Origin of the sequence: Bacillus swezeyi (genome assembly GCF_030908325.1) — a bacterium.
In the GTDB taxonomy this organism is placed as follows: Bacteria; Bacillota; Bacilli; order Bacillales; family Bacillaceae; genus Bacillus; species Bacillus swezeyi.
Map to the genome: position 1 here is coordinate 431,660 of NZ_CP133085.1, position 18,170 is coordinate 449,829.

Genomic DNA, 18,170 nt, shown 5'->3' on the forward strand with positions numbered 1-18,170 from the left:
ATCTTCCGCTTTTTTCAGCTATTTGCGTATTTCTTTTTTGATTGAATGGCAGTGGCGCCGATAATGCCGGTGATAATCATCACGCTTCCGAGGAAATGAAACCATTCAAGCGTTTCCCCAAGCCATAATATTCCCGCTAAAATCGTCACCAATGTAGCTAAATGATTAAACATACTGATTTTCGCAGCTTCGATTTTTGATAAAGCATAGTTTGATAAAAAGGATGTCGCCAACGATGATAAAACACCCAAATACAAGATGGCCAGCAAAAACACCGGGTCTGTATAAGGTGTAAAGAAGCCGGCGAGCGTACCGTTTGCCATATGCTCCACTCCGGCGATTCCGTTGAAAAAGAGAAAGCCGGCGCAGATGGTCACATATGTGATCTCAAGAGAACTGAAGGTGCGCGTCATCTTTCTGGCCAATACATTGTAGCCTGCAGATGAAAGGGCCGAAAGCAAAATAAGCGCGGCTCCTCTCAAATCGGAGCCTCCGGCATCAGCGTTTTTCATAAAGAAAATGCAGGCCACCCCCGCTGCCGACAAGACAGTGAAAAAGAACTGGCGTTTCGTAAATCGTTCCTTCAAAACATAAGAAGCTAATATCATCGTGAAAATCGGAATCGCCGCTTGAATGATGCCTGCTTCCGAAGAAGACGTATAGACGAGCCCGAACACTTGAAAAGCAAAAAACATGACAGGATAAAATAACGCCAAAGGCAGGATCACCAGCACGTCTTTAAATCTGAGCCTGATGTTGACCCAGCCGAATAACAGGGGAAAAAGCGCGGCCAAAAAAGCTATGGTAAAGCGGTGGGCCAGGATATCAACCGGTCCCGCCGTGGTGAGCGCCAATTTTATAAAGAAAAAAGAAAACCCGATGATAAAAGCGTATAATAAAGCTGCAAGATAAGCAGATTTGTTCATGGTTGACAACTCCGTCGCGTATGCATGCAATACTGTATATTTGCCGGCTTCTGTCATCTTATCTGGAAGCGAAGTTTGGCACAATACAAAAAATACTGATCTGTACCGATACAGAGTTCAGACAAGGGAGAATAACATGCAAAAATACGTCGAGCTGATGAATGAATTAGAGGCTCTCATCGAAGGGAAATCCTATCAAGAAGGGGACAGGCTGCCGTCCATCCGCACGCTTGCCGCGCAGTTTTGTGTAAGCAAAAGCACGGCAATTCGGGCATTAAGCGAACTTGAGAAGCGGCATCTCATTTATTCAGTGCCTAAAAGCGGCTACTACGTCGTGAAAAAAACAAATAAACAACTGAGCCGCCGGGAGACTGTGATTGATTTCGCCGCTTCAGCACCTGATCCGGATGTTTTTCCATACATTGATTTTCAGCATTGCATCAATAAAGCCATTGATACATATAAAAATGATTTGTTTATTTATGGAACGCCCAAAGGGCTCCCGTCATTAATAGAAGTGATCCAAAAAGAGCTTGCAAATACTCAAGTGTTCACAAATCAGGACAATATTTTCATCACGTCAGGCGTCCAGCAGGCTTTGGCATTGCTTGCCTCGATGCCTTTTCCGAACGGGAAGCGGAAAATTTTAATTGAACAGCCAAGCTACCATTTATTGATCAAGTATCTCGAAGTCCACGGTCTTCCGGCAATCGGCATTGAACGAACGGCGCAAGGCATCGATATTCAGCAATTGGAGCGCATCTTTCAAACAGAAGACATCAAATTCTTCTACACGATGCCGAGGTTTCACAACCCGCTCGGGACCTCCTATACGGAACAAGAAAAAAAGAGCATCGTCAGGCTGGCGGAAAAGTACGATGTGTTTATCGCCGAAGATGACTATCTCGGCGATCTAGAGGGGAATAAAAAGGCGGACCCGTTATTCGCTTATGATGTTTCTTCACGTGTGATCTATTTGAAAAGTTTTTCGAAAGTGATTTTTCCGGGGTTGCGCGTCGGAGCAGCGGTACTGCCTGATTCGTTGGCAAAGGTGTTCAATCAGTATAAACAGCTGCTCGACATCGACAGTTCAATGCTGTCGCAGGCCGCTTTAGAAATTTATTTAAAAAGCGGGATGTTTGAAAAGCATAAGCAAAAAATCCGTTCATCATATGAAAAAAGATCAAGCCTCTTGAATGCTTTATTACAAGAGGTTTCTATGGCGGCGGGGCATGCGGCGGAATTCCGGCCTGCTGAACAGCCGTGCATCCATGCTCATCTGGTATTGGACCGTAAGCTTTCGGCTTCCCGCCTAATTAAAAGCATGAAAAAGCGCAATATCCTGCTGGAGCCTATTGCTCCTCATTATTTGTCATCCTTTGAAAAAAGAAATCTATTAAAAATCAATACATCCAATGTAAAGGAAGAAGATATTCGGCGCGGCATCGAACAATTAAAACAAGTAATTGAAACAGCTTTCTATTAAAAGCCCGGCGGTGAGCATGCAGTCCATAATGCAGATTCGCCGCCATTACAGTTCATCATAGCTTTTCATGACAATCCCGTTTGAAAAATCATCGGCAGCAGAACAAACCGCCATTTTATAACCGGGATCGATATCATATGTTTTGAGATAGCAGGGAGGATAGTCCGGCGGCGTTTCAATAGAGGCGCGGCCCTGTTCTCCGAGTTTGACGGAGAATGAATCAAGCGGCAGTGACAGGCCTTTTCCCGCCTGTTTAATAAAGCTTTCTTTCATCGTCCATAAATGATAGAAATAAGATAGGCGTTCCGCTTCTTTTTTCTCCATCAAGTCGCGATGCTCAGAAGGTGAGAAAAACCGCTCCGCAATAGCAAAATTGATCGGTTTGATTTTCTCGACATCCACCCCGATCGGCGTGCTGCCGGCCCCGCAGACGATCCATTTTCCCGAGTGGGAAATGTTGAAATGAAAGTCGGGCAGGCCTGCGACAGACGGTTTTCCGTACCGTCCCTCCGTGAATGTGATCTGTTCATTCGGCAAATCGAATGTTTCTTTGATGATATGCCTGATCAGGACTTCCCCGATCAGTGTCCGGTTTGCATCCTCCGGAAATTTGTATCTGTTGACTTTTTTTCGTTTCTCTTCAGACACCATGTCCATCATCCGTTGAAATTGATCGGACCCGGGCAGCTGATCCATATAAACAGCGTAAATCTTCATCAAATGCAACCTCTTTACATGATATTTTTTTCTTATTTTGATTTTAGCAAACAGACAGCCGGAAAGATACATTGGTGTTGTACAGGTCTGTATTTCCCCATAATATGAATGTATGTGAAATGATTGGAGCGAAATATATGTTAAGCGGAACATTGATAAAAGATACGTTTTCCGGGAGGGAGCTTTTAATCTATCTGCCTCCTTCATATCAGACTGGGGCTAAGCGTTATCCCGTCCTGTACGTTCATGATCGGGGAGATCTGTTTGATCCGGCCTACAGCGGCAGTTTGTCAGCTATCGAAAAGCTGTGTTCGAATCACGAGCTGCCTGAATTGCTGCTCGTAGGAGTGGCTGCGGAGAACAGGGAAAGCGAATACACCCCCTTTTCTGAGCCGCATTTAATAAAGCCTGGTCAAACGTACGGCGGAAAAGGCGCTTTGTATGCTGCGTTTTTGGCGCATGAGCTAAAGGCTTATATTGACCGAAGCTACCGGACGGATCCAAGACGTGAAAGTACCGGAATGATTGGGAAGTCGTTCGGCGGACTGATCTCAATCTACACCGCGTACCTCGCTTCAGAAACCTTTGGGGAAATCGGCTCTTTGTCAGGGTCTTTCTGGTTTCCGGGAATGACCGAATTTATGCGCGTTCAAACCTTTGAAAATGCAAATCTGCGCATCTATATGGATGTCGGGAGCACGGAAGGAACAGACCGAAGCAATCTTCAGAAGGAGATGATACCGAGGACGAAGGAGGCCTTCCGCATTTTAACCGAAAGCATGATGTCCTGGGAAGATCTGAAATTTGTCATGGATGAAGGCGGAGCCCATCGGCTTGAGCGGTTTGCGAAACGTTTTCCGGAAGCGGTCAAATGGCTGTTTGGCCCCTGTCACAACAACGCACAGAATGACAGGAGCTTTTAAAACAGAGATGCTATTGTAGAAAGCGAGAGGAGAAGAATAATGGAAATCCTGAATCGTTTGGCTGAAAGCATTGACTATATTGAGAAGCATCTCGATCAGCATTTGCGGCATGAGGATATCGCCAAGATTGCCTACTGTTCAAAATTTCACTTTCAGCGGATGTTCTACATGCTGACAGGCGTCACCCTCGCCGACTACATCCGCAAGCGCAGGCTGACGGTTGCGGCCCAGGAACTGGCTGCATCAGACGTTAAAGTCATTGACGTTGCCCTCAAGTATGGCTACAACACACCCGAATCATTTTCCAAGGCATTCAGCAGGCTTCACGGAATGAGCCCTTCGCAGGCGCATGAAGAAGGCGGGACGCTCAAGGCTTTTCCGCGTCTTTCCTTTCAAATCAGGATCAAAGGAGTGGAGGACATGAAATACAAAGTTATTGAGAAAGAATCGTTTCAGATAATCGGCAAAGCGTTGGAAGTCACTGTGAAGGATGGTCAAAACCAAACGGCGATTCCGGCTTTTTGGGACGAATTAAATCAAAACGGGTTCACTGATTCTTTGCAGCCGTACGCCGGACCGCTTGGCTTTCTTGGCGTATGTATGGATTTTAACGATCAAGCCGACACGTTCAACTATTGCATCGGCATCGAAAAAACGACCGCTGACCTCCCGGAAGGCTGTATCGTAAAAGAGATTCCCGCCGCGACTTGGGCTGTATTTGAAGCTGTCGGTCCTGTTGATCAGGCTGTGCACCAAACGTGGGATCGGATTTTCTCAGAATGGTTTCCGGCAACAGGCTATGAACTTGCCAATGCTCCTCAACTTGAAGCATATCCGGAAGACGGGGATGTTATGGCAAAGGATCATGTCACTCAGATTTGGATACCGATTGTGAAGAAATAATGGCAGGGAGAAAAACGTATGACATGCATGTCATACGTTTTTCTTCAACGACATATGTACAGGCTCAGCCGCTTTCCGCCGCCGTCCGGCTACTGTTAGGACAAGCAGCTGTTTGGACTGCGGCAAAGAAAAACGCAAAATCAGACCTGTCATGATGGCGGTCAAAACAGTGCCGATGCCGATCGGTCCTCCGAGCAGCCAGCCGATGAATAAAATCGCCAGCTCCATTCCGTTGCGGACCCACTGAACATTCCAGCCCGTTTTTTCTGATATCAAAAGCATCAGGGAGTCGCGGGGACCCGCGCCCAGATCTGCCGATACATAAATGCCGACCCCGTACCCGATAAAAATGATGCCCAGAAAGAATACGACAGAGGCAGAAAAGAGCGTCTTCGGATCTGGAAGAATATAATTAAAGAAATCTATAAAAATACCGATCAGCAACATGTTTAACACGGCGCCGATTTTCGGCCATGCCTTTGTAAAAAATGATGTTAAGCCTACGATGACGGCTCCGACAATGATCGCCCATTGGCCGACCGAAAGCCCCAGCAGCATAAACAGGCCATAATGGAACGCATCCCAGGGACCGATGCCGAGCGCTTTTCCTTCAATCGTAAGAGAAACCCCAAAAGACAAAACAAGCAATCCGACAAAATAAAAAAACCAGCGCAGAACGAGTTCACGCTTCAATGGATTTCCCCTCTTTCCAAAAAAACAATCGATTGTCATTGTAGCATAATCTGCTTCTCAGCAGAATAGGAATTCTTCCCTTAATGCCGGTGATACAAGCATTTCAGCTGCTAAACGCCTTGCCCGGGGCGGAGTTGACTTAAATCCAATAATATCCTGCATAGGTATAAGGGACAGCACTCGAGGTCTGTCCCTACTTGTCTAATACAATCTTTCTCCCCGTCTCAGCAGACTTGCGTACTGCATCCAACAGCTCATGCAATTTTACGGCGTCATGAAAGTCGGGAATGTCCCGCGTGTTTTCCGACATATCTTTCGCTAACACATGATACGCTTTTTCAACATATCCTGCCGGATGCATGTCTTTTTCTGAGGAGCGTTTGATGACTTTCCAGCAGATATCCTCTGTTCCTTTCAAAAGAGAAGCGGTGTCGGGATATGTCAGTTTTTCGATGATGAGATTGCCGAATTGCACATGTCCCAGAGACCTCCGTTGTGACAGCCGAAAAGCGCCTTTTTCCCCTTGGATTTCTAAAAGAAATGCCGGATAAACCCCGCCTTGAATATGAATAGAGGCTGATGCCCCGTTCGTCAGCGTTCCGTTTATTAAAATTTGGTCGGCAGTGTTTTTAGGAATGGTTTCGCCTGTTTCCTGAACGACGGCTGCCGGGTAATTGCTGTTCATCACAGCAGACAGGTCATGAAAGCCGCCCAGGATATAGCAAAGCGCGTCAAGAGAATGTCCGCCGTTGATGGCCAGCAGGTCTGCGCCATTTTCTTTTTCGAAAAGATAGCTGTTTTTCCGGTCGGTTATTCCGCCTTTTCCTTGAGTGGCCACTTTCATTGTGCAGGACAGCACTTTCCCGATTTCGCCATTTTCCACCGCCTGCTTCAAGCAATTGATTTCCGGAGATTGTCTCGCCTGCAGTCCTACGGCATGGTGGATCTTCGCCTGTGCTGCTAAATTTGCCAGCTCTTTGGCTTGAGTTGTGTTTAAGCACAGCGGCCATTCGCAATAAATATGTTTATGCTCCGCTATGGCTGCAATTAAAGCTTCATAATGGAAAGGAACCTTGACACTGACGACGACTAGATCGACATCTTTTGATTTCGTCAATGACCTGTAATCTGTAAATGCGAGCGGCGCATTTATGACAGCAGCGCTCTTTTTCGCTGTTTCCATTTTGGACGTTCCGATCGCCGTTATTTGAAAATGTGGACTTTCTTGAAGGACTGGAATATGAGTGCGGCTCGCCCACTGATTATTCATAGAGCCTCCGATGATGCCCGTTTTGATGATGTGATGTTCCATCAATGATCCCCCCCGGTGCCGATTAAGTGGCAATTCAATTCAATCCAAGTATAATGAAAAATGATCATCATGAAAAATGCTAATAAGTGATGCTTATATCAAAATTTTTGATGAGGAGGCGAAAACAGATGGATATCGAAAACATGAAGGCATTCGTTGCTGCCGCAGAACTGCAAAGTATTTCGGCTGCCGCCGCAAAGCTGAATCATCTCCAATCCAATATGACGGCTAAAATCAAAAAAATGGAAGCTCATTATGAGCAGGAGCTGTTTATCAGAAGCTCTAAAGGGGTCCAGTTAACAAAAGAAGGTAAAGTACTCTATGATCAGTTTAAAAAAATGCTGCTGATATGGGAAGAAACCGAAAATAAGATGAAAAAGTATGATGAAAAACTCCGGATAGGCGCCATGATGTCTGTCGGCGGAGCACAGCTTGCCGGCTCTCTAAGCCGGCTTTATCAAATGTATCCGGACTTGTCGGTGACATTGAAAACAGGGTCGACGGAGTACATCGAGGAGCAGCTTCTGCTTGGACATATTGATTTGGCCTTCACGATCGGATCATTGGATAACAAGAACATCCATTACGAAAAATCCGGGATTGAAGAGATGGTCATTATAGGGGGCGGCATCGAAGAAAACACGGGATTAGAAGCCTATTTAGAGGGTAAAAATCTGCTTATGCTTTCAGATAAATGTTTGTATCTCTCCATCCTGCAAGATCTTTTTGCAGAAAAAAAGATCAACCAAGGCGAAATCATCGAGGTCGGCGATATGCAGACGCTCGTTCAGCTGGCTTCCATCGGTATGGGCATTTCCCTTGTTTCCAAACGGATTGCAAAACGCTTCAACATCAATCAATTTTTAGAGGTGCCACCGTCTTATCGATATGTCAATATGTATATGATCACCCGGGTTCATCACCAGCTGACCCCGATAGAAAAGCAGTTCGCAGAGCTGAGCCATACGCTGATGGATCATTGAATAGTATTTTGGGAAAATGTTCATTTATGTTAAATGTTGTGATACCATCATTGAAAAAGGGTGATTTAGCTGCTGATCATTTTAAGGTTCATCAGTCTGTATGTATTGGCCGCCGTCATATTGATGTTTGTATCGGAATTTGCGCCTTTTTTGGCGATGCCCCTTTGGATCGCTTCCATCATCGCTCTTGCCGTTTGTCTGTATCTTGTCATAAAGATTGAAATAAAAGCCTTAAAAAAGGGAAATAAAAAGCATTAATTCCGCTTCTTTTTATGGAGAGCATGAACTGAAAAGAAATAGATTTAAGCCATCCCGGCGACAAACAATAAAAATTCATCCTGCGGAATCCAAGGTAGTCATTCAGATAATAGACATGAGTCAAAGCGCTTCTTAACAAGATGTTAAGAAGTTTTTTTATTGAATAGCCGTACATCCCCAACAATAAGCCACCTGAACCATCCGAATTTACAGGTACTGGACTCCCTTCAATACTATTCTCTTGTACTCGGTAAGTGAGGGCGTGGTTACTTTATTCAGAGGTTTCAACTTTTTCTTTTTTCTTACTTGGACTATTTTTTGTTGTTATTTCTTCCTGTCTCTCAGTCGCATCATATGAGAAGGAATATTTCCCTTGATAAGTATCTAAACTTGAAACGAATTGAATAGGAAATGAGATTTTGTTTTTTCTTGGAATGACCGAAAAATGGAAAAACAATATGCCGTTTGGTAAAGTGGAAATGAACAGGCAGCGGTTTAAGCAGGTCGATAACCGTCTTTTTAGAATTGAACTTCATTTTTGATAGGAATGGTGAAAATGGATCTTACTTATGAGGTACACACAATCAAAACATTTCATCGCGGATGGACGAACTATTGTTACATAATTGTAGATATTGTAAGCAGATCTGCAATAGTTGTTGACCCTTCGTGGGAACTTAGTAAAATAACAAATAAACTTTCTGAATTAGAAGTTGATTTGTCAGCAATTCTATTAACGCACTCTCATTATGATCATGTAAATCTGGTAGAGCCGCTATCGAAATTGTTTAATCCCCATGTTTATATGTCAAAAAAAGAAATTGATTTTTATCAATTCAGATGCAGAAATTTAATCGCGCTAAATGATCGGCAAACCATCAGCATAGGTATCACGAAAGCGCTGTGCTTGCTTACACCGGGCCATACAGCCGGCGGGATGTGTTATCTTTTTTCTGATAGTATATTCACCGGAGATACCGTTTTTACAGAAGGATGCGGGATATGTGAGGATCATGGCAGTTCAGCGGAAGATATGTTTGAAAGTATTCAAAGGGTCAAATCGGAAGTTCCGTCTGAAGTGCGGGTTTACCCGGGCCACTCATTTGGTAAAACACCGGGTCACACGATGGATGAACTTTTAAAACATAATATTTATTTTCAAATTGATAAAGAAGAACATTTTGTAAAATTTCGCAATAGAAAAAATCAGAAGGGTATTTTTGATTTTAAATAATTCCTTCTTCTATCTTCTTAGAAATGATTCTAATAGACTATTTTTCTTCTGGAAACGAAAGATAAGTCTTTGGGAAAATGATGAAAAAGAATTACTTGGTTTTATAGGAATGGTTTTAAGCATGAGGTGAAACGCATTGTTTACATCTTTTGTTACAAATGCCCAGGTAGGCCGATATTCTTATGTTTTGTTACATTTCCTGATTCGTTAAGCCCACATGCAAAAAAGTAGGGAAGAAGCTGTGTAGACTGTAGGAAAAATTGACTTGACGGATAATATTTACAAGGTTACCATCAACTTGGACATGCTTCTTTATCAGGGCAACATTCATCATTTTATATCGTAAGTCTGTAAATTACTCATCTAAAAGCGGGAAGGGTGGCTTTAAGAGAATGATCACATATGTTTTTCCGGGGCAAGGTTCACAGAAACAGGGAATGGGCAGCGAATTATTTGATGAATTTAAGGAACTGACGGCACTAGCAGATGAGATCTTAGGATATTCGATCAAACGCCTTTGCGTAGAAAATCCCTATTCCAACTTAAACAAAACCCAATTTACTCAGCCGGCCTTATATGTGGTAAACGCATTAAGCTATCTGAAGAAAATACAGGAATCAGCAGCAAAACCCGATTTTGTTACGGGTCATAGCCTGGGAGAATACAATGCGTTATTTGCGGCTGAAGCCTTTGATTTTGAGACAGGTTTACAGCTTGTCAGAAAAAGAGGCGAGCTGATGAGTATGGTAAGAAACGGCGGTATGGCGGCCGTTATGGGACTGAGTGAAGAGCAAGTTGCGGAAGCATTGAAAGAAAACCATTTACATACAATTGACATTGCTAATGTCAATGCCCCATATCAAATTGTGATTTCAGGTCAAAAAGAAGATATTGAAAAAGCCGCATCCATTTTTGAAGCCATTACAGAAGTTACGATGTTTCTCCCCTTAAACGTCAGCGGTGCGTTTCATTCAAGATACATGAATCAAGCAAAACAAGAATTTGAACAGTTTCTTCAATCATTTCATTTCTCTCCTTTGTCTATACCGGTTATTTCAAACGTTTTTGCCCGCCCTTACACAAACGAATCAATCAAAACGACGTTGTCGGATCAAATAAACCAGTCAGTCAAATGGACTGAGAGTATTCGCTTTTTAATGGGGAAAGGCCAAATGGAGTTTGAGGAAATAGGTCCAGGACATGTATTAACCGGATTAATTCACCGTATTAAGAAAGATGCAGAACCAATGCCCCGTTAAAACAGATTTTCTTGAGAGAGCATAACTGCGCTTCATTTCATAAACCGGGGAAAAAGGCACGGCTCCCTGTGTATAGGGTTAAAAGTTTGGGGGGCGCATGATTCGATGGACACTGTTAACGTTCAATAAAATTTATATACTGTAACATAAAGAGGCTGATGAAAAAAGTCCGTCCCATATTGGACATTTGCACTATTCCAGTCGGTCTGCTCATGATGAAAAACCATCGCTCTATAAAAAGACATACCCGTTTTATCTAAACCACACCTAAGCCATAATAGAGACGATGTTTTTGATGATGCCATTGTCAATTTACATTAAGTTTGAGATATCAACACTACACCAAGATCACTTCACAAACGAATTCAACATCAAGAACAACACTACATAATATCTTCAGTTGATTTTTAAGCTCTTCTTCACTTTCACATCATATTTTTCGGTTTGACGCGGTTGCTTGTTTTGTATCAGGCTGCTGTGTATCTTCTTTTTCAGCATATTTTTTGAGGACATATCGGCAATTCGCTCGTTAATTACATAAAAAAGAAGGTTATGCAAATGAACGAACCAATCGTTTTGATGTTTTCCGGACAAGGTTCCCAGTACTATCATATGGGAAAGGAATTGTTTAATGAAAACACTGCATTTCGTCATTACATGCTTGAGATGGATGCCATTGTTACCCGGCGAATCGGGAAGTCCATTGTCAGTGAAATGTATAATCCCGCTAAACGTGTGTCAGATCCATTTGATCGCATTCTTTATACGCATCCGGCTATCTTTATGGTTGAGTACTCTTTATATCGGGTTTTGTCAGAGATCGGGATCAAGCCTGATTACGTGCTGGGGTATAGTTTAGGAGAATTCGCGGCAGCCGCCGCTTCCGGTGTTATAGAGGCGGAGGATATGTTGGAATGCATACTTGAGCAGGCCATGATCATCGAAAAAAATTGCGATAAAGGAAATATGCTGGCTATACTCGATAAACCGCAATTATTTAATGATTATCCGCAGCTGTTTGAACATAGTGAATTAACCTCAATTCATTATGATTCACACTTTGTGATTTCGGGTGAAAATGAAAACATACAGCGGATCATTCATTTTCTAAAGGAGAGTCAGATACTTTATCAGCTGCTGCCTGTATCTTACGGATTTCATTCTTCACTTATTGATTCTGCAGAAGGAGCCTATAAAGAGTTTTTAAGGTCAAAATCTTTTGATAGTCCTTCAATATCTTGGATATCCTGCCTGACGGGAAGCGGCATTCATGAGATTCATAACCATTTTTTTTGGGATGCGGTAAGAAAACCAATACGATTCCGGGAAGCTATTCGATTTTTGGAAAGTCAGCATACATGCCGGTTCGTAGATTTAGGGCCTTCAGGAACCCTGACTGCTTTTGTCAAACAGCTGCTCTCGGGAGATTCAGCGAACCGCTGTTATTCTATTATCACACCATTTCATCAGGAGCTGAAAAACTTGAAGACGCTTGAGTGTTTACAGAAACTAGAAAGGAAGTAAACAAGATGATTACATATGTTTTTCCGGGACAAGGCTCCCAGCAAAAAGGAATGGGCCAGGGGCTTTTTGAGCATTATCAGCACTTGACGGACCAAGCAGATGACATACTGGGATATTCAATAAAAAAACTTTGTACAGAAGAAGCCTATTTAGATGTAAATCATACGCAATATACTCAGCCGGCTTTATACGTTGTAAATGCATTCTGCTATCTGAAGAGAGTGGAGGAGACCGGTGAAAAACCTGATTTTGTAGCCGGTCATAGCTTGGGAGAATACGATGCGCTGCTTGCAGCGGGCGCATTTGACTTTGAGACCGGATTAAAACTCGTGAAAAAAAGAGGGGAGCTGATGGGGCGGATTACCGGAGGCGGAATGGCCGCGGTGATCGGCCTGAATAAGGAACAAGTGGCAGCCGTATTAAAAGAACATCATTTACATACGATTGATGTAGCAAATGAAAATACTCCCCGCCAAATTGTTATTTCCGGGCTGAAACAAGATATCGAAAGAGCGGGAACTGTTTTTGAAACCATCAAGGATGTGAAGCTGTTCCATCCTTTAAACGTGAGCGGAGCTTTTCACTCAAGATATATGAATGAAGCAAAACAGGAATTTAAGCAATTTATTGATACATTCAATTTTAAGCCTTTGTCTATTCCTGTGATCTCCAATGTATACGCAGAGCCTTATCATCAGAAGAGGTTAAAAGAGACATTATCTGAACAAATGAATAGCACGGTGAAGTGGACGGATAGTATTCGTTTTCTAATGGGAAGAGGAGACATGGATTTTGAAGAGATCGGTCCGGGAAAAGTGTTAACAGGCTTAATTCAACGTATTAAAAACGAAGCGGAACCGTTAATAAAAAATGATGCCGCGGTTCAAGAACCAGGTGACGGGATGTTATCTGCTTCAAGCCCGGAGCAGTTGGAGCGAGAAGAGCGTGATGCCCATTCATCTCGTTTTCCTGATGAGATTACGGCATTTTCCTTAGGAAGTACAGAATTTAAACAAGATTATAACCTTACATACGCTTACCTTGCCGGAGGAATGTACCGCGGAATTGCTTCGAAAGAAATGGTTGTAAAGATGTCAAAAGCGGGGATGATGGGGTTCTTTGGCACAGGCGGTTTGAATCTGAATAAGGTTGAGGATGCGATTTTGTCTATTCAAGGCGAATTGGAGCAGGGACAAGCCTACGGCATCAACCTGGTGCACAATATGAAGCATACTGAATCAGAAGAAAAAATGATTGATCTTTTATTGAAGCACAAGGTGAGGAGCTTGGAAGCCTCCGCATTTTTAAGTGTCACACCTGCTTTAGTGAGATATCGCGCCAAAGGATTGAAACGGAGTCCAAGCGGTGAAGTGATATGTGCAAATCGTATCATAGCGAAAATCTCAAGGCCTGAGGTTGCGGAATCATTTCTAAGTCCTGCGCCGGAGAATGTTGTAGAAAAGCTTTTAGGAGAAAATAAAATTACAACTAGTGAAGCTGAGTTATTGCTGGAGATCCCTGTGGCAGAGGATATTTGTGTGGAAGCAGACTCAGGCGGTCATACTGACGGCGGTGTCGCATACAGCCTGATGCCGGCGATGACATTATTAAGAGACGAAATGATGAAAAAGTATCGATACGATAAAAAAATACGAGTCGGTGCGGCAGGCGGGATAGGAACTCCTGAGGCGGCGATGGCTGCCTTTATGCTCGGTGCCGATTTTATTTTAACGGGTTCAATCAATCAGTGTACGGTAGAAGCGGCCACAAGTGACAGAGTGAAAGATTTATTGCAGCAAATGAATGTGCAAGATACGGCGTATGCGCCGGCGGGTGATATGTTCGAATCGGGCAGCAAAGTGCAAGTGCTGAAAAAAGGCGTGTTTTTTCCGGCACGAGCCAGCAAGCTGCATGAATTATACCAGCGATTTGGATCATTGGGTGAAATCGATCAAAAGACCTTAACTCAGCTTGAGGAGAAATACTTTAAACGCAGTATCGAAAAAGTATATGAAGATATTAAATTGCATTATCCTGCGGCAGAGATTGAGAAGGCCGAACGGAATCCGAAACATAAAATGGCATTGATTTTCAGATGGTACTTTAGGTACAGCTCGCATTTGGCGATCAGCGGAAGCGAAGAGTCTAAAGTCGATTATCAAGTTCACTGCGGCCCCGCGTTAGGAGCTTTTAATCAATGGGTGAAAGGCTCGGAATTGGAGAACTGGCAGAACCGCCATGTGGACGATATCGGAAAAAAATTAATGACGGAAACCGCAAAGCTACTTAACGACAGAATTGCGTTATTTTCTCAAGCGGCACTTTAAAACCTATTTTGTAATAATAAAAGACTGAATGTTTCGAAATCGTATTGATAACAAAACACCTGAAGTCATGTTAAACATTTCAGCCCAAAGGAGAGACGAACGTTATGAATAAACAGAAAGTCTTTGAAGTATTGGTAACGAATATATGTGAGGTGCTTCCGGAATTGGACGGGCACCGTTTTGAGCCCGAAGATCGATTAGCTGATTTAGGAGCTGATTCTGTAGACAGGGCTGAAATTATAACGATGGTGCTGGAGGATTTATCATTAAAAATTCCTCGTGTTGAGCTGTCTGGTGTGAACAACATCGGCGAATTAGCTGAGGTGCTTTATGACAAAGTACAATCCGTCTGAGGTGCTGGTGACCGGTGTCGGAGTAACGGCAGCGATCGGCCAAGGAAAGGAGGCTTTTGTTTCTTCGTTATTGTCTGGGAAGCATGCCTTTGATGTGATGCAGCGTCCGTGCAGACAAAAAGACAGCCGGTTTATCGGAGCTGAAATTCCTTCGTTATCTTATCCGGAACGGCTTTCTAAAAAACTGTTAAGAAAAGCGTCATTTTCCAGCCGCGCTGCTTTGGTTACCCTCTCAGAAGCCTGGGAGGAGGCGAAGTTAGACGATGCTGATTCCGCGCGTATAGGGCTAATAGCTGGAGGATCAAACTTTCAGCAAAGAGAGACCTTACAGCTCTATAAAAATTATAAAGACCGCTCTGGTTTCATTTCGCCGGCTTATGGCCTGTCTTTTATGGATAGCGATCTTTGCGGGCTTTGTACAGAACAGTTTGGAATCACCGGTTTAGCTTATACGGCGGGAGGTGCTTCCGCAAGCGGCCAGTTGGCGGTGATTCAAGCGATTCAGCAAGTCCTGTCAGGAGAGGTTGATATTTGCATCGCACTTGGGGCGTTAATGGATATTTCCTATATGGAATGTGAGGCGCTCAGGGCTTTAGGCGCTATGGGAACGGACAAATATGCTGATGAGCCGGAAAGCGCGTGCCGTCCATTTGATCAGAACAGAGATGGATTTATTTATGGAGAATCCTGCGGCGCATTGGTGATAGAACGAAAAGATACGGCCGTCCGCCGGGGCGTAAAACCCTATGCTGCATTGTCTGGATGGTCAATCAAAATAGACGGGAACCGCAACCCTGATCCTTCTTTAGAAGGAGAGATTCATGTCGTACAAAAGGCTTTGGAGAGAGCCGGTCTTTCACCTGAAGATATTGATTATATTAATCCACATGGCACGGGTTCTTTCATTGGAGATGAGATTGAATTGAAGGCGCTGCATGCTTGCGGTCTTTCTCATGCCTATATCAACGCAACAAAATCAATAACGGGTCATGGGCTCAGTGCAGCAGGCACTGTTGAGATGATTTCTGTACTGCTTCAAATGAAAGAATCACGCCTGCATCCGAGCCGGAATTTACATGATCCAATCGATCCTTCCTTTCATTGGGTGAAGGATCAATCAATTTCACACAACATCAAAAACGCGTTGAGTTTAAGCATGGGTTTTGGCGGAATGAATACCGCTGTTTGTATACAAAACATTGAAAAATGCGAAGGAGAATCATAAATGGTTTCTGCCGGAATAGAAGCGATGAATGTCTTTGGCGGAACGGCATACCTCGATGTCATGCAATTAGTCAAGTACAGACATTTAGATACTGCTAGATTTGAAAATTTATTAATGAAGGAAAAAGCTGTGGCACTGCCTTACGAAGATCCTGTGACCTTTGGGGTGAATGCGGCTAAACCGATTATCGATTCATTAAGTGATCAAGAGAAGGACCGGATTGAATTGCTGATCACTTGTTCCGAATCTGGGATCGATTTTGGGAAATCGTTAAGCACGTATATCCATGAATATTTAGGGCTCAATCGCAATTGCCGTTTGTTTGAGATAAAACAGGCGTGTTATTCAGGGACTGCCGGATTTCAAATGGCGGTGAATTTTATATTATCCCAGACGTCTCCGGGCGCCAAAGCGCTGGTCATTGCCAGTGATATTTCCCGTTTTTTAATCGCTGAAGGCGGAGACGCTTTAAGTGAGGATTGGTCTTATGCCGAGCCGAGTGCCGGAGCGGGAGCGGTGGCTGTTTTAGTAGGGGAAAATCCCGAGGTGTTTCAAGTAGATCCCGGGGCAAACGGCTATTACGGCTATGAAGTGATGGATACGTGCCGTCCCATCCCCGACAGTGAGGCGGGAGATGCTGACCTGTCTTTAATGTCATATTTGGATTGCTGTGAACAAACATTCTTGGAGTATCAAAAACGTGTACCCGGCGCCCATTATCAAGATACGTTTCAATATCTTGCCTATCATACGCCTTTTGGCGGGATGGTGAAAGGGGCGCACCGGACGATGATGCGTAAGATGGCAAAGGCGAAAACGGCCGAGATTGAAACCGATTTTCTGAAGCGGGTACAGCCGGGTTTACTCTATTGTCAAAGGGTCGGAAACATTATGGGGGCTGCATTGCTTCTGGCGTTGGCCAGTACGATTGACAAAGCGCAGCTTGACTCGCCTAAACGAATCGGCTGTTTTTCCTACGGATCAGGCTGCTGCTCTGAATTTTACAGCGGAATTACAACGCCTCAAGGCCAAGAACGCCAGCGCTTATTTGAAATAGAGAAGCACTTAGACAATCGATATCATCTTTCGATGGATGAATATGAAATGCTGTTCAAGGGGAGCGGGATGGTCCGGTTCGGGACGCGTAATGTCAAACTGGATCTTGAGATGATTCCGGGAGTATTGCAGTCACATCAACAGAAACCGCGACTGTTCTTGGAAGAAATATCTGAATTTCATCGCAAGTACAGGTGGTTGTCGTGACATATCAAACAATTAAGGCTCGGTTTGAAGGGTCAATTTGCTATCTCACCTTTCATCGTCCTGACGCTAATAATACGATTAATGACAAATTAGTAGATGAATGTTTGCAAGTGATGAATCAATGTGAAACATCGTCCGTTACGGTCATCGTTTTAGAAGGGCTCCCGGAGGTATTTTGTTTCGGAGCGGATTTTCAAGACATATATCAGGAGATGAAACGCGGCAGAAACCAAGCGGGTTCCCAAGAACCTCTCTATGATTTGTGGCTGAAATTGCAGACTGGTCCTTTTATCACTATTTCACATGTGCGGGGAAAAGTGAACGCCGGAGGTCTTGGATTTGTGGCTGCCAGTGATATTGTCATTGCAGATGAAACGGCATCATTCAGTCTGTCTGAACTATTATTTGGTCTTTATCCAGCTTGTGTTTTGCCGTTTCTGATTCGCCGGATCGGCTATCAAAAAGCGCATTATATGACATTAATGACAAAACCGATTTTTGTTCAGGAAGCCAGGGAATGGGGCTTGATAGATGCCTGTGATGCTCAAAGCGAGGTCCTGCTGAGAAAGCATTTATTGCGTCTGCGGCGGTTAAATAAAAAGGCAATCGCGCGGTATAAACAGTTTATCAATTCATTGGATGACCACCCGCGCCGAACGAAATCCATGGCTTTGACTGAAAATCAAGACATGTTTTCCGACCCTCAAAATCAAATGGGAATCATAAGGTACGTTGAAACGGGGCAGTTCCCTTGGGAAAACCAATAAACTGTGTAAAACACATA

The 18,170-nt window shown here is 43.7% G+C and carries 17 protein-coding genes; 12 read left to right on the plus strand and 5 right to left on the minus strand.

Features of this window, described 5'->3' with window-relative positions:
• Window positions 1-14 precede the first annotated feature (14 nt).
• Window positions 15-926: a DMT family transporter gene (locus tag RBH91_RS02200; protein ID WP_076758213.1), complete on the minus strand. Its 912-nt coding sequence runs from the start codon at window positions 924-926 to the stop codon at window positions 15-17.
• A gap of 136 nt (window positions 927-1,062) precedes the next feature.
• On the opposite strand from RBH91_RS02200, the gene RBH91_RS02205 reads away from it, so the two are divergent.
• Entirely contained in the window at window positions 1,063-2,412 is a 1,350-nt protein-coding gene (locus RBH91_RS02205; protein ID WP_307893314.1) for an aminotransferase-like domain-containing protein, read from the plus strand.
• A 45-nt stretch (window positions 2,413-2,457) separates the two neighbouring features.
• Here the strand turns inward: RBH91_RS02205 and RBH91_RS02210 are convergent, their stop codons facing one another.
• A complete protein-coding gene (locus RBH91_RS02210; RefSeq protein ID WP_307893315.1) occupies window positions 2,458-3,129 on the minus strand; it encodes a 4'-phosphopantetheinyl transferase family protein in 672 nt (223 codons plus the stop codon).
• 137 nt (window positions 3,130-3,266) lie between these two features.
• Between RBH91_RS02210 and RBH91_RS02215 the strand changes: the two genes are divergently transcribed.
• Window positions 3,267-4,052 (plus strand): alpha/beta hydrolase, encoded by a 786-nt coding sequence (locus RBH91_RS02215; protein WP_307893316.1) that lies wholly within the window; start codon window positions 3,267-3,269, stop codon window positions 4,050-4,052.
• A 39-nt stretch (window positions 4,053-4,091) separates the two neighbouring features.
• Window positions 4,092-4,955 carry an AraC family transcriptional regulator gene (locus RBH91_RS02220; protein ID WP_307893317.1) on the plus strand — a complete coding sequence of 288 codons (864 nt, stop codon included), beginning with the start codon at window positions 4,092-4,094 and terminating at the stop codon, window positions 4,953-4,955.
• 30 nt (window positions 4,956-4,985) lie between these two features.
• On the opposite strand, the gene RBH91_RS02225 is transcribed toward RBH91_RS02220, so the two are convergent.
• Both RBH91_RS02225 and RBH91_RS02230 read right to left on the minus strand, forming a co-directional pair.
• A complete protein-coding gene (locus RBH91_RS02225) occupies window positions 4,986-5,648 on the minus strand; it encodes a YczE/YyaS/YitT family protein (protein WP_307893318.1) in 663 nt (220 codons plus the stop codon).
• Between the two features lie 193 nt (window positions 5,649-5,841).
• Window positions 5,842-6,960: a Gfo/Idh/MocA family protein gene (locus RBH91_RS02230; RefSeq protein ID WP_307893319.1), complete on the minus strand. Its 1,119-nt coding sequence runs from the start codon at window positions 6,958-6,960 to the stop codon at window positions 5,842-5,844.
• Between the two features lie 128 nt (window positions 6,961-7,088).
• Between RBH91_RS02230 and RBH91_RS02235 the strand changes: the two genes are divergently transcribed.
• Complete coding sequence (locus RBH91_RS02235; RefSeq protein ID WP_307893320.1) at window positions 7,089-7,943, plus strand: LysR family transcriptional regulator; 855 nt, start codon at window positions 7,089-7,091, stop codon at window positions 7,941-7,943.
• Window positions 7,944-8,008: 65 nt separating this feature from the next.
• On the opposite strand, the gene RBH91_RS02240 is transcribed toward RBH91_RS02235, so the two are convergent.
• Window positions 8,009-8,155: a hypothetical protein gene (locus RBH91_RS02240; protein WP_158027593.1), complete on the minus strand. Its 147-nt coding sequence runs from the start codon at window positions 8,153-8,155 to the stop codon at window positions 8,009-8,011.
• Between the two features lie 602 nt (window positions 8,156-8,757).
• Between RBH91_RS02240 and RBH91_RS02245 the strand changes: the two genes are divergently transcribed.
• From RBH91_RS02245 to RBH91_RS02280, 8 genes are all read left to right on the plus strand, one after another.
• Window positions 8,758-9,435 carry an MBL fold metallo-hydrolase gene (locus RBH91_RS02245; protein WP_307893321.1) on the plus strand — a complete coding sequence of 226 codons (678 nt, stop codon included), beginning with the start codon at window positions 8,758-8,760 and terminating at the stop codon, window positions 9,433-9,435.
• Window positions 9,436-9,827: 392 nt separating this feature from the next.
• Window positions 9,828-10,694, plus strand: a complete 867-nt coding sequence (gene fabD, locus RBH91_RS02250) for an ACP S-malonyltransferase (protein WP_307893322.1) — start codon at window positions 9,828-9,830, stop codon at window positions 10,692-10,694.
• Between the two features lie 558 nt (window positions 10,695-11,252).
• Window positions 11,253-12,218 (plus strand): acyltransferase domain-containing protein, encoded by a 966-nt coding sequence (locus RBH91_RS02255; protein ID WP_307893324.1) that lies wholly within the window; start codon window positions 11,253-11,255, stop codon window positions 12,216-12,218.
• Window positions 12,219-12,223: 5 nt separating this feature from the next.
• Window positions 12,224-14,545 (plus strand): ACP S-malonyltransferase, encoded by a 2,322-nt coding sequence (gene fabD, locus RBH91_RS02260; protein WP_307893325.1) that lies wholly within the window; start codon window positions 12,224-12,226, stop codon window positions 14,543-14,545.
• Between the two features lie 104 nt (window positions 14,546-14,649).
• Window positions 14,650-14,898, plus strand: a complete 249-nt coding sequence (locus tag RBH91_RS02265; RefSeq protein WP_076758240.1) for an acyl carrier protein — start codon at window positions 14,650-14,652, stop codon at window positions 14,896-14,898.
• Window positions 14,876-16,123 (plus strand): polyketide biosynthesis malonyl-ACP decarboxylase PksF, encoded by a 1,248-nt coding sequence (locus tag RBH91_RS02270; protein WP_307893326.1) that lies wholly within the window; start codon window positions 14,876-14,878, stop codon window positions 16,121-16,123. Before RBH91_RS02265 ends, RBH91_RS02270 begins: the two co-directional genes overlap by 23 nt.
• Window positions 16,124-17,386, plus strand: coding sequence for a hydroxymethylglutaryl-CoA synthase family protein (locus RBH91_RS02275; protein ID WP_076758245.1), 1,263 nt, complete (start codon window positions 16,124-16,126; stop codon window positions 17,384-17,386).
• Window positions 17,374-18,153, plus strand: a complete 780-nt coding sequence (locus tag RBH91_RS02280) for an enoyl-CoA hydratase/isomerase (protein ID WP_307893327.1) — start codon at window positions 17,374-17,376, stop codon at window positions 18,151-18,153. The genes RBH91_RS02275 and RBH91_RS02280 overlap by 13 nt, the downstream gene beginning before the upstream one ends.
• Window positions 18,154-18,170 lie beyond the last annotated feature (17 nt).